The organism is Roseovarius sp. CH_XMU1461 (assembly GCF_037027165.1).
GTDB classification, from domain to species: domain Bacteria; phylum Pseudomonadota; class Alphaproteobacteria; order Rhodobacterales; family Rhodobacteraceae; genus Roseovarius; species Roseovarius nubinhibens.
The window spans coordinates 86,648-99,232 of sequence record NZ_JAYMDV010000008.1 but is presented as its reverse complement, the minus strand read 5'-3'; the positions used below and the strand labels follow the sequence as shown (position 1 = coordinate 99,232).

General features: G+C 60.1%; 11 protein-coding genes. 6 read left to right on the top strand and 5 right to left on the bottom strand.

Going from position 1 to position 12,585, the window contains the following annotated elements; all coding sequences use genetic code 11:
* The 3 genes from WA237_RS16940 to WA237_RS16930 all read left to right on the top strand — a co-directional run.
* On the top strand, positions 1 to 4,175 hold a 4,175-nt coding region (locus WA237_RS16940), incomplete at its 5' end, for a strawberry notch-like NTP hydrolase domain-containing protein (RefSeq protein WP_336099026.1).
* A gap of 13 nt (positions 4,176 to 4,188) precedes the next feature.
* Positions 4,189 to 4,491: a hypothetical protein gene (locus WA237_RS16935; protein ID WP_336099023.1), complete on the top strand. Its 303-nt coding sequence runs from the start codon at positions 4,189 to 4,191 to the stop codon at positions 4,489 to 4,491.
* 124 nt (positions 4,492 to 4,615) lie between these two features.
* The gene (locus tag WA237_RS16930; RefSeq protein ID WP_336099021.1) at positions 4,616 to 5,344 is read left to right on the top strand and encodes a DUF736 family protein; all 729 of its coding nucleotides are present in this window, start codon (positions 4,616 to 4,618) and stop codon (positions 5,342 to 5,344) included.
* 157 nt (positions 5,345 to 5,501) lie between these two features.
* On the opposite strand, the gene WA237_RS16925 is transcribed toward WA237_RS16930, so the two are convergent.
* From WA237_RS16925 to WA237_RS16905, 5 genes are read right to left on the bottom strand one after another with little or no spacing between them, the layout of a single operon-like run.
* The gene (locus WA237_RS16925) at positions 5,502 to 6,224 is read right to left on the bottom strand and encodes a DUF6602 domain-containing protein (RefSeq protein ID WP_289085232.1); all 723 of its coding nucleotides are present in this window, start codon (positions 6,222 to 6,224) and stop codon (positions 5,502 to 5,504) included.
* 12 nt (positions 6,225 to 6,236) lie between these two features.
* On the bottom strand, positions 6,237 to 7,136 hold the full coding sequence (locus WA237_RS16920; RefSeq protein WP_336099017.1) for a CBASS oligonucleotide cyclase: 900 nt from the start codon (positions 7,134 to 7,136) through the stop codon (positions 6,237 to 6,239).
* Positions 7,133 to 7,636 carry an HORMA domain containing protein gene (locus tag WA237_RS16915; RefSeq protein ID WP_336099015.1) on the bottom strand — a complete coding sequence of 168 codons (504 nt, stop codon included), beginning with the start codon at positions 7,634 to 7,636 and terminating at the stop codon, positions 7,133 to 7,135. The genes WA237_RS16920 and WA237_RS16915 overlap by 4 nt, the downstream gene beginning before the upstream one ends.
* Entirely contained in the window at positions 7,633 to 8,103 is a 471-nt protein-coding gene (locus tag WA237_RS16910) for a hypothetical protein (protein WP_336099014.1), read from the bottom strand. The genes WA237_RS16915 and WA237_RS16910 overlap by 4 nt, the downstream gene beginning before the upstream one ends.
* A complete protein-coding gene (locus WA237_RS16905) occupies positions 8,103 to 9,008 on the bottom strand; it encodes an AAA family ATPase (protein ID WP_336099012.1) in 906 nt (301 codons plus the stop codon). The genes WA237_RS16910 and WA237_RS16905 overlap by 1 nt, the downstream gene beginning before the upstream one ends.
* Before the next feature lie 181 nt (positions 9,009 to 9,189).
* Here WA237_RS16905 and WA237_RS16900 point away from each other — a divergent pair, with 181 nt between their 5' ends.
* From WA237_RS16900 to WA237_RS16890, 3 genes are all read left to right on the top strand, one after another.
* The gene (locus WA237_RS16900) at positions 9,190 to 10,251 is read left to right on the top strand and encodes a helix-turn-helix domain-containing protein (protein WP_336099009.1); all 1,062 of its coding nucleotides are present in this window, start codon (positions 9,190 to 9,192) and stop codon (positions 10,249 to 10,251) included.
* A 7-nt stretch (positions 10,252 to 10,258) separates the two neighbouring features.
* Complete coding sequence (locus WA237_RS16895) at positions 10,259 to 10,744, top strand: hypothetical protein (RefSeq protein WP_132998367.1); 486 nt, start codon at positions 10,259 to 10,261, stop codon at positions 10,742 to 10,744.
* A 593-nt stretch (positions 10,745 to 11,337) separates the two neighbouring features.
* On the top strand, positions 11,338 to 12,267 hold the full coding sequence (locus WA237_RS16890) for a DUF2493 domain-containing protein (RefSeq protein WP_336099006.1): 930 nt from the start codon (positions 11,338 to 11,340) through the stop codon (positions 12,265 to 12,267).
* Positions 12,268 to 12,585 lie beyond the last annotated feature (318 nt).

Sequence of the window (12,585 nt, the reverse complement as noted above, 5' to 3'; positions counted from 1 at the left end):
ACCTCCAACCCCTGCGCAGTTCAGCTCTCGCGCGCATCATGCGCGAGACGTTTCATGGCAGCGATGCCGGGGGCGCCTGGGACTGGCGCATGGCCTATGACCTGATGCAGGCCGCGGCCATCCAGGTGCTGCTGCGAGGGGACCGCGCGGCAGATGACATCGCCAGCGCAAAGCTGCTTGCCTCACGGCTCCTGACGGAAACCCGCCGGTCAGAACAGCAGATCCGGCTGCAGCAGTTTTCCACACCGCTGGCATTCGCGGCCCTGACGGTGCGGGCGGCAGCCATTCGCAAGGGCGAGACCGTGCTGGAGCCGTCGGCTGGCACCGGCGCTCTCGCTACTTTCTCCGCCCGGGACGGTGCCACGCTTTTGCTCAATGAAATCGACCCCTTTCGCCAGAGCCTCCTGCGCGCCGTCTTCGGGGGCCAGGTCACAGGCCATGACGGCGAACATATCGACGATCTGCTGCAGACACCGATTCTGCCCGACGTGGTGACGATGAATCCGCCTTTCGCCTCCTCGGTGGATCGCTCCCGAGACAAGCACATCGCCGCCAAGCATCTCATCGCGGCTGCCAAGCGCCTGGCGCCCGGTGGGCGGCTGGTGGCGATCATGCCGCCGGGGTTCACGCCCGAACGCGATGCCGCGCATTGGTCCCGCGCCTGCGGCCTCCTGACGCCGCGACTGGCGTTGACGATGCCGGGGCAGGTCTACCGCAAGCTCGGCACCTCTGTCGAAACCCAGCTCATGGTCTTCGACAAGGTGCAGGAGGATGGCGAGATGATCCGCGCCACGGTTCATGATCTGGAGGAAGCCTTGCCTTTTGTCGACGCCGTGGCCGCGACCCGGCCCGAAGCGCGCCCCTGCCAACGGGCGGCGACACACCCTCATGCGCGATCGGTCGGTCCAGTACCTGTCACGCGCAAGCGCCCAGTTGCCACAGTCGCCGCCTCCAAACCACGCGCCAATGCTGCCATCCCGCTCAGCTTCACAAGCTTCGATGTCCCGCGCGACAACACGCCCGTCTCGGACATCTATGCGCGCTACCGTCCGCAGCGCATTGAGATTGCGGGCGCGCAGGAACATCCCACGCCGCTCGTCGAAAGCATCGCCATGGCCTCGGTCGCGCCACCTGTGCCCTCAGGCGCGGCCTGTGCGGAATTGCGCCTGCCCGCGAGGTTGATCGAGGAGGGACATCTCTCCGAGGCGCAGCTCGAGACCATCATCATAGCCCATGATGCCCATGGGCGTGACCTGCCGGGCCGGTTCACGATCGATGAGGACCATACCAAGCTGACGCGCGCCGATGATGACCCCAATGCACGGGCCTATCGCCTTGGCTATTTCCTCGGCGACGGCACCGGTTGCGGCAAGGGGCGCGAATGCGCGGGGCTCATCCTTGTCAACTGGCTGGCCGGGCGCAGAAAGGCCATCTGGGTCTCCAAATCCGCCACGCTCATCGAGGACGCCATCCGCGACTGGACCGATCTCGGCGGCTCGCCTGCCGACATCCAGCCGCTCTCCAAATGGAAACCGGACCAGCCCATCCCGATCGGCGACGGCATCCTCTTTGTGACCTACGCCACGCTGCGGTCCGCGGGCAAATGCGGCACCACGCGGCTGAGCCAGATCCTTGACTGGATGGGCGAGGGCTTCGACGGCGTGCTGGCCTTTGACGAGGCCCATGCCATGCAGAACGCGGCAGGGTCCGAGCAGGGCAGGGGGGTCAAACCCTCCCAGCAGGGCCTTGCTGGCCTGCGGCTGCAACTGGCAGCACCCCGCGCACGCGTCTTCTACATCTCGGCCACGGGTGCCACGAGCGTGCACAACTTGGCCTATGCCGCGCGTCTCGGTCTCTGGGGGCAAGGCCCAGAATACCCCTTCCCGAGCCGCGAGAGTTTCGTTTCAGCGATGGAAGCCGGCGGCGTCGCGGCGATGGAAGTGGTCGCCCGTGATCTCAAGACGCTCGGGCTCTATACGGCGCGCGCCCTCAGCTTTGATGGGGTGGAGTATGACGTGCTCGAACACGCGCTCACTCCAGCCCAGATCGAGATCTACGACGCATACGCGGGCGCGTTTCGGACGATCCATCACAATCTCGAGGCGGCACTGACGGCAACCGGCGTCAACAATGCCTCGGGCGAGACCAATGCCTCGGCCGCTCGCGCCTCGGCCAAGTCCCGGTTTGAAAGCACCAAGCAGCGCTTCTTCAACCATCTCCTGCTGGGCATGAAAGCCCCGACCATCATCCGCGCCATTAAGGACGATCTGGCGGCAGGCAACGCTTGCGTCATCCAGGTGGTCTCGACGGGTGAGAGCCTGCTGAAGCGTCGGCTTGAGGCGATGGACCCGGAGGACGAGCTCGTCGAGGGTGCCTTGACACCGCGTGACTATGTGCTGGGCTACCTCGAACAGGCCTTCCCGATCCATGCGCAAAAGCTCGTGGAGATCGACAGCAATATGGTGGCCGAGCCGCTCCGCGATGAAACTGGCGCGCTGGTCGTCTCGCGCGAGGCGCTCGCTCTGCGTGACGCGGCCATGATGGAGTTGATGACGCTCGCCCCAATCCCTTCGGCGCTCGATCAGATACTCTGGGCCTTTGGCGACGAGGCCGTGGCAGAAGTCACGGGCCGATCAGTCCGCCCTTTGAAGGCCGAGGATGGTCATCTCTTCATCGAAAAGCGCAGCGCCAGCAGCAATTCGTCTGAGACCCAAGCCTTCATGGACGGAGAGAAGGATATCCTGATCTTTTCTGACGCGGGCGGGACGGGCCGGTCCTATCACGCAGCACAAACGGCAAAGAACCAGAAACGGCGGCGGCACTACCTGCTGGAGCCCGGCTGGCGCGCCGATGCGGCCATCCAGGGGCTCGGCCGCACGCATCGCTCTGCCCAGGTCAGCGCGCCCTTCTTCCGGGTCTGCACCTCCGATGTGCACGGCGAGAAGCGCTTCACCTCGACTATAGCCAAACGCCTCGACCAGCTGGGGGCTTTGACCAAGGGTCAGCGCGAAACCGGGTCGCAGGGTATGTTCCGCGAGGAAGACAATCTCGAAAGCCCGATCGCGCGGGCGGCGCTGCGTGGGTATTTCGCCGATCTTGCCGCCGGGCGCGCCGAGGCAATGCGCTACGAAAGCTTCACCGACTGGACAGCCCTGCGGCTGATCGACAAGGACGGTGTGCTGCTCGAAGAGCTTCCCCCTATCCAGCGGTTTCTCAATCGGGTGCTTGCCCTTCCCATCCACATGCAGAACGCGCTCTTTACCGAGTTCATGCGCCGGATTGCCGATCAGACGGAACGGGCGCGCGCGGCAGGCACGCTCGATCTCGGCGTCGAAACCCTGCGCGGCGAGAAGATCGAACAGGTCTCCACAGAGGATCTCTGGACCTGCCCGAAATCCGGCGCCGTGACGCGGATCATCGGGCTCGAGGTGACGGACCCGGTCCATGTCCTGGGCGCAGACGAGGCCAAGTCGCGCAATCCCGACAAGCTGCCGATGGTCAATCGCGCTTCAGGTCGGGCGGCGCTCATCTCGGCGCGCCCCATGCAGATGTATGACGAGGACATCGTCACGCTGATGCGCAAGGCGGTGCGGCCAAACGGGTCGAGCTATCTCGAAGAGACGCGGTTCGAGTCCTCGGCCTGGGAAGAGATCGACAGGCCCGAGTTCGCACGGCTTTGGGATGCCGAGGCTGCGTCCCTGCCAAAAACCACCACGACCAAGCTCTACCTGTTGACTGGGCTGCTGCTGCCGATCTGGAAGGACATTCCGACCACCAATGAGCGCATCTACCGCGTCACGCCGGATGGGGCGACCGCCATGATCGGGCGAACGCTGAGCGAGGAAGGGGCGGCGGCGCTACGCGCCCGCTTCCTCGTCTCCAACCCACAAACGCCGCAGGAGATGCTGATCGCCGCCATGGGCACCACCGCGCCGGTCGATCTGGGCCGGGGTCTCAACCTGACCCGTCGCCGGGTCGCAGGCGAAATGCGTCTTGAGTTGGGCGGTGCCGAAAAGGGCATGATCGACGGCCTCAAGGCCCTCGGCTGCTTCACCGAGATCATCGCCTTCCAGCTGCGGGTGTTCCTGCCGCATGGGGACGGAATCGACACAGCGGGCATTCTGGCCCGGATCGTGGGGCAGGCACCAGATGCCGCTCCAGTGGCAGCAGAATAGCGAGGAGGGTCCCATGACACTCGATGAAATCAAGGCCGCTGTCGATGCCGGCCAGACCGTGCATTGGGCCAATACCGGTTACGTTGTCCACAAGGACCGGCTCGGCCAGTACCTCATCACCTATGTGCCGAACGGCAGCTGTATCGGCCTGACCGACCGGGGCGGGCACCGGTTGAATGGCAAAGCGGCAGAGTTCTTCATCGCGCAATCGAAGGACGCCGCAGAAAATCCGGGCAGCCAATCAAGACCAGACGTGCAGGGGAGGGGCGTAGCACCCGGAGGCGCGGGGGCATCCCCACTCGGACGGCAGCTCTGACCCTTGGGCGGGGCTGAAAGGAAAGCAGGCTTTCTGATTTGTGATCCCAGGAGGGGTCGAGAAAGCAATCCCGGATGTGCTGGCAAGAACGTCAGGCACCGACCAATCTGAAAGGAACCATCCCATGTTCGCAGGAACCCTTACCCGCAATGTCGAGACCGCAGCCGCTCAGTATACCGGCATGATCCACGCGACGCGTTTCGACATCGCCATCCAGCTTGAAACCCGCCCGAAGATGTCCGCGCGCAGCCCCGATTACGACGTAACCGCGGTCAACAAGTCTGGCCGCAAGGTGCGCATCGGCACAGCCTGGAACGAGACCGGCAATACCAGCGGTAACCCCTACATCTCCATGCAGATCGATGTCGGCTTGGGCCCCTTTCGCGTCAATGCCGTGCAGACGAAGGAAGCGCGCGCGGCCAAGAGCGGCGAATTCGAGATCATCCCGCTGGTCTCGAATGGCCTGATGAAGTCCGGCTCGATCTCGGGCGAGCTCACCGCCATGGACGCGGACAACGCCTTCACCGGCTACATCGCCAACATGATGTTCGATCTGGAGTTCATGCTGATCGAGAACAGCTACAAGACCGAGGAAACCCACCCTGACTACCGCATCGAGGTCAGCTCGCCCCGGGGCACGCCGATCCGCGTCGGCTCGGCCTGGATGGCCACAAGCAGCCGCACGGGCAATGACTACCTGTCGCTGCTGATCAATACGCCCGATGGCGACTTGCGCGTGAACGCCGTCCAGAACGAAGCACAGCGCGGCGGGCAGACCTTCTCGATCATCCCGTTCATCGATAGCGGTGAGCAGCCGCAGGACGCGGGCGCGGGGCTGTCGCTAGTCGCGTGATCAGCGCACGCGGTTAGACGATACGCACCGAAAGGGGAGCCGTGGGAACACGGTTCCCCTTTTGCCGTGTTTGTTTGGGTCTAAGATCGCTCTACTCTATGAGCAGGATCCTTCGGCGTTGGACGGCATAGCAATACGAAAACGAACTTTGCGGCTACTATTTGGTCAGCCAATCTCCGTAAGCGTCAATATCAATCATTGGTACCGTGCCGCTGAACTGGAGGCGTGAGATCAGCGCAAACAAGAAGGCCGTTGCCGGTTTCGATCCCTCAACAAGGTCATACCCGCCTTCCTCGTCGAACAGAAAATGCCCATGAGAAGCGACACAGCCGATGTCCAGCCTTCTATCATTTTCACCTCCGTCGAGGACCTTTTCGAACGATGCCCCCAAGGGAGGTTTCCACTCGCTCTCGAAAGTCAAAAGCCCGCCGATGATGGGAATGAGTTGTTTTGGTGGGTAGACGCCGCCAGCATGCGGGATTGGTAGGCTGGTCCGATGCAGTCTTCGCACTGATGCAACCTTGTCTTGTGCGTATTTGACAAGATTGGCGTCTGCCGTCTGCTTCGCCTCGAAGACAGCATAAACGCTCTCAGCCGGGACAATGAGTTGGTTTTCGTACGTGAAAATGAAAGGCGAGTATTGGCGGTCAAAAACGACAGCATCAATCTGATCGCTGAAATTCCCTGTACTATCGACGACATGAGCACTTGCAACCTGATATCTCTCAGGGATGTACTGTGCGAGCATATCGATCCAAATCGCTTCGCTTGCGTCCCCTTTTGTACCGGGATGCTTGAACGACTTCCGCGCCGTTGACAGCCGATGCTGAATATCCTCGTGCAACGATGATAGAAGTTGTGATAGCGACCATTCAGCCATTGTTTCTTCTTTCTAAGACAGCGGAAATTTTGGTCCGAAGAAAGCGCGCCACGCTTTCAGGGCGTCTCCGTTCTTGCCCTGGCGCGCCAAGTGGATTGCGGCAGCGATGTCGCGGTTTGCCTGATCCAGAATTGTCTGGGCGCGCTTCACCATCGCTGCGTCCATTCGATCGCTAACAGGAGAGCCGAGCCCGGCCGGATCTGGCCAATCCTCGTGAATTCGGTCGCGTAGCGTAGCGAAGAACGCTTGGATTTCGCGGTCATGTGAACCACCCCATCCACCATGGAGGCATTCCATCGCCATGACCTCGATCAGAAAGGCTGGCTTGATAGGTTTTTCTCCGTGGCGGCTGTTTTGGTTCCAGTACTTCACCATGCGCACCAGGCCCTTCCACTCATTGCCATAAGCTTGGTGGGCCGAAACAGCCTTCTGTGCATGGATTTCGGGATTTGTTCCCATCCACTTCCCGGTTGTGTTGTTCGGGATCTCGTAGTCGTCGCCCTTTGCAAATGCGGGCACTGCATCCACGCTTACAACCCGGTAATCTGTGTTGTCGTCGGAATCGACGACGACACCAAAGTCCACACCCACAGAGCGTCCCTGTTTTTTGACGGCGCTGCTTCCATAAACGTCAACCAACGTATCGTAGAATGCGGTCAGTATCTTGTCAGGATGTTTGTCTCGATAGTGGTCCTCGTCCTTTCCAAGAACGAAGAAGATATCGACATCCTTGAGTGGTTTGGACTTGGTCCAGCGGGCGTAGCTTCCTGTCAAAAAGCTACGGTCGATCTGAAAGGCATTATCCAGATGCTCGCGAACTTCCTTCTGCCGCTTGGATGCGTTCTGCTGCTCTCTTTCGTTCAACTCCATTCGGCTCTTGAACTTTTTGAATGCGTCCGGGAGTGAAATCATGATGCCTGCCTCCAATACGCTGCCGTCGCTCCCAGACCGTTGTGTTCGATGGTGGAGCCAAGGCTTTGGCGAACCATACCGTCTGTAGATCGGGCGGTGGTCCGGTACCAACCCGGGACATCAGGTCGTCCCGGCTTTGTACGTAGCAGGAGGTCATACTTGGCGCTTGCCGGCGCAACTCCCGCTTTGCGAATTGCCCAACGAAGCTGATCGGTGTCCGTCCAGAAGTTTCCATCTCCAGCAGACCAACTGTAGTTCACGTCGATATCCCAACGCAGGATCAGTCCATTGGTTGCCGGATCGTATATCTCGAGTGTGATCTTCTCGAGGTCTTCGCTCTCCAACCATGCCTTGATTCCGCGCATATTGATTTCCGTGTCGTTCACGAAATTTGTTGGATCCATGCCACTCAGACGGATAATGTCTTTGAGGCTCTTGAGGATGTTATCGGCCACATAGGTGACAGACTGGGTGCGGGAATACGTGATGACTGTTGTCATGGTTTCAACAACCCCTCGAGATCAATTTCGAGCGTAGCACCTTGCGAGTTGTTCGCTGTGTCTTGCTTTTTGGTTTCGGTTCTGTCGCGTGCTGTGATGCGGTTGCTCTTCTGTTGCAGCGCAGATTGGACCCAACCGAGATCATCGGGTTCACATGGCAGTGAAATCGACCAATCACCTTTCAGCGGGTCAAACCCGAGCACGTCTTCGTTCGCGTCCGACCCGTCGATCGCATCGTCATCGTAAAGGCAGTAGATGCGCGTCTGCGGCCCTTCACAGCTGACAATGATTGGTGAGTTTTCGCAGGCTTTGTCCGCGATTATGCTGCTTGCAATGCCAGCGACACTGCTGAGTTCTTGCTGCGCTCCGGTATTTGTACGGGTGAGCAAGTCGCTGATGGCGGCCCATGTTGCCAATGCGTCGCGATGCGGAGAGCTTCGGAATGTTCTGCGGGTTACAGTTGCCATCACTTCCCCCGATTTGCTTTTTTGTTGGTTTGGGCTGATTTCGCGGCTGCTGCCAACTGTGACAGTGTTACCGAGCCGGGGTTCAGTGCCACCTGAGTGTTTGAGGCGAGCGCATTTGCAACGGTTTTTCGGATAGTCCTTCCGTCAAGGCCGACGAATTCGCCAGCACAGGTATCGAAGCCACGGTCCCTAGTCAGCCCTTCAATCTCAGGATAGGTGCTGCTTAGCCCCAACAGGCACTCCCGCAATATGGTCTTGCAGGCTTCCTTTCCGGGAAGGGGTACTTCAAGCACCAGATCGCATCGGGAAACGAAGGCATCGTCCACCGCTTCTGGGTAGTTACTGGTCGCCACAATCAGCAGGTTCTTGTGAGATTCTGCCAGCAGGTCGAGCTGAACCAGAACAGCGTCCGTGGCTCGATGAATGTCGACAGGGTTGGCATCGAGGCTGAGTCTGGATCGGTCGACCGCAAGTGTTTCCACTTCATCTAGCAGCACAATCGTCGGGCCTGCATTGGCAAGTTCTGAAAGTGTCTGCGCGAAGAGGTCAGTAACCGCCCGCTGCGTTTTCCCCATGGCGGAACTCGTCAAGCCATGCGCTTCAACCTCGACCAGTTGGAAGTTTCCCCCCTTGAAAGCCGCCGCTGTTCGGTTGGCCAACCCTCGCGCGAGCGACGTTTTGCCCGTCCCGGGTGCGCCAACCAACAGGAGGACGCCATGGAGTGGCAACACGGTTCGACTCATCTTTGGTCGCATTGTGAAATTCAGCACCGCTTGAGAAAGCAGGCGCTCCTTCATCTCGGCTTCGACGATGATTGAGTCCCAAAGTTCTGCCAGACTCGGATCCGGCAGTGCCGTGATCTTCTGAATTCCTTTTGGCAGGTCGCCAGCAAACGTTGCGTTCATGGCTGCTTCCTCGGTTCTTTGCCTGTTCAGCGCCTCTTCAGGCGGCTTGGCGGTTTACAAATTTGCCTTCGCTTTGGCTTCGTGTTACAATTTAGGGACAATCTGCCGCGCTTTCAAGCGTTGAAGTTTACAAAATATCAATAATATGGGTGGAATGTAAACCATCCACTGGGAGGACGTTATGATTGGCAAGCGACTCAAAGGAGCCCGAGCGGCATCTGGCCTCTCGCTCCGTGCACTTTCCGATGCCATGGAGAACAAGGTATCCGCTCAAGCCATAGGCAAGTACGAGCGCAATGAAGACATGCCCGGATCGGGCGTGCTGCTAAGTCTTGCCCGAGCACTCGACGTTTCTGTGGATTTCCTGCTCAGCGATGACGAGCTTGAGTTGGAGGGCGTGGAGTTTCGCAAGTCAGCCAGCTCGTCAGCCAAGGAGATCGCGACGATCGAAGCCAAAACGCTCAATATGGTTGAAAAGTACCTCGCCATCGAAAGCTTGCTGAATCTTTCGAGCCAGGAATGGGATGCTCCGCACGAAGCGCCTTACTGGGTAGCCGATGTTCGTGATGCAGAGGACGCGGCTCGCAACATGCGTGCCTCATGGCAGCTGGGTCACGATCCAGTTCCGATGCTTGCGGAACTCCTCGAGGAGCATGGGATTAAAGTGCTGTCTTTGGACGTTGATCGGATTGACGGGCTTGCGGCGAAAGTGCGTCGAAAAGAACAGCATTCCGCGCGCGTGATCATGATTAAGAAGAACACCTGGTCTGAGCGGAAACGCTTCAGTTTAGCTCACGAACTGGGCCACATGGTGCTCAAAGTCGCAGAAGGGTGCGATTCCGAACGCGCCGCAAATCGATTTGCTGGTGCGTTCCTTGTCCCGGCGGAAGTGCTTCGGCAGGAAATTGGTGCCCGCAGAACCGACATAAGCATCGGAGAACTCATTAGTCTGAAGGACCGGTTTGGCGTTAGCATTCAAGCTCTTTCGTATCGGTGCAAAGATTTGGAGATCATCAATCAGGCAACCTTTGTGCGCCTGTTCAAGGTCTATAAGCAACGTGGTTGGCGGGATGAGCCGTTCGAGGAGCCAAATTCCATTCCGTGGGAGCGAGAAGAACCGGACCGCTTTCAGAGGTTGTGTTTTCGTGCCCTCTCCGAGGGATTGATTGGATTGTCTCGCGCGGCTGAGCTTCTCGAAATACGAGTAAAAGAACTGGAAGAACGGTTGGACCACATGGCATAGTGCCCATGTGCAAGTTCTTGTTTCTGATACCTCCGTCCTGATCGACATTGAAAGAGCCTCGCTGACGGCGAGGCTCTTTGATCTCCCCTATGATTTTGTTGTCCCAGATATTCTTTATGAAGCGGAACTCCTCGACTGGATGGGTCCTGATCTGATCGATCTGGGTCTGAGAGTGGAAGAGCTCACTCCAGAAGAAACCACACGCGCGACTGAGCTGAAGCGGGCGAAAGCAATGCTATCGACTCCAGATGTCTTTGCGTTTTGTCTGGCGGCGGGAAGGGATTGGGTTCTACTAACCGGAGACGGTGCGCTCAGGGTTGAGGCAGAGCACCAAGAAATCGCGATGCACGGCGTCCTGTGGGTCTTCGATGAGATGGAACGTCACAAGATTTGTTCGACCGCCCTCCTCAAGTCGGGTCTCGAAGCGGTTCGTGATCATCCGAGATGCAGACTTCCCATAAGGGAAATCAATAGGCGCATCGCGCGATACTAATATGTTCTCACACTCCGGTGAAAGACAAACGTTACCAAGTTTTTCTTTGATCTAGCCTTCCGGCCTCCCCCGCTCGGCTTCGCGTGTCGCAGGGGAGAACGGCCCTTCGGTCCGTCGCGCATTCGGCCATGCGGCCTCACCGCGGCGTTGCACCCAGGCCCCCGGTTTGCCCGCCTCGCGAGCACGTCCCTCCCCGGCCGCTCCGCCGGATTGCGCTCTGGTCTGTTTTGCGGGGCAAAACGATCCCGCCGCTCCATCCGTCTCACGCGTCCGGTCTGGCCGTTTGCCTGCTCGGGTCGGGCAAACCTACCGTCAAAACACACACACATGAGTGCGGAAGCATATCCTCCGGATGGCCCCCAAATCAGCCCGCGTCAAGGATCGCAAAACTTTTCGGCGAGGGCGGGGCCCGTGGCGCGCGGCGGTCCCGTGCGTGAGCGCGCGCATGTGTCGGGTGCCGCGCGCAGAAAACTTTTGCGCCCGGCAAGCCGGCGGCTGCGCCGTCCCTGACCCGGGCAGATTCGGAAACCAGGCATTCGGCCATGCCCCCACACTCACGTGGTGGCCTAGGAACCGAACACTGGAGACCAGACATGGCTTACGACACCGCAAACACCTACGAGACCATCGAACTTTTCGGACTGACCGAGAAGGACGCACAGCTCCCGATCCCGGAAGATCATATCCTGACCGACCGCATCATCCGCGAGAGCTTCGAGGCTTTGCTCGGGCAGTTGCGCGGGACCGGGCTTGAAGCCGAAATCGAACCGCTGGCCCATGGGCTCGCAACGATCCTGCAGCGGCGCAAGGTGGCGCTTGGCAAGGAGGTCGACCGCACCGCCGACAAGATCGGCGCGCTGGCAAAATCCCACGACGGATCGGAGATCGCCGAGACCGCGATTGAGGAGGCGCAGGCGCGCTTTGTGCAGCTGCGCGAGATCGTCAGCGCCATCGAGGTGATGAGCGAGGCGGCGGCGGAATGCTACGAGATCGAAACGGGCCACGCCTTCATCCCGGCAGCGGGCTCGCGGGCGAGCGTCCGGGCGCAGGAGACCGGGGCGGTCTTCGAGGCGCGGCAGCTGCTGGAGCAGCACGACCGCGAGACCGCCGAGAAATCGAAAGTCGAGGGGGTGCCCCTGATCGTCTCAGGCGCCACCGACTGGACCGATGTCGATGTGATCTTCAACACGCTCGACAAGGTTCGCGAACGGATCAAACAGAACCGCAACCAGGAGATCTTCCTCTGCCACAAGGGTGGCAAGCACGGGGCGGAGATGATTGCGGCTCGGTGGGCCCGGGCACGCGGGGTCGCACAAGCGCGCTTCGATCCGCGGTGGTCCGCGCATGGGCGGGCGGCACCGTTCAAGTGCAACGACGAAATGCTGGACGACAAGTTCGCGGCGACGGGGGTTGTACTCTTCGGCGGCAACGGGGTCGCGCTGAACCTCGGGCAGAAGGCGGAAGCGAAAGGTCTGACGGTCATGCGGGTTGCGGATCCGGCGAAGAAGACTGCGCAGGATTGAAGAGAGGGGGTCGCGCTTGGCGCGGCTCTTTCGTCATGTCTCATGGCGCGTGCGATCGGTCACGCGTGATCGGCAGTCTGCGGCGGCCAGCACCGTTATCCCTCTACCCGGTCCGTCAGAGTGCGTCCCATCCGCATCGGTACGGGATGGGGATGGTGAGCCCCTCACGCACATCTTCAGCAGCGTAAGACGCGAGGGGTCGAGACGTCGCACATGAGGCTGAAGACCTGCACGTCCCTCGGGGCGTGTTTCGGAACATCGCATCCACGCGGGCGGGCTCCGTCAGCACCCCGGCCAGGCTCGGCGAGACGAGGACGC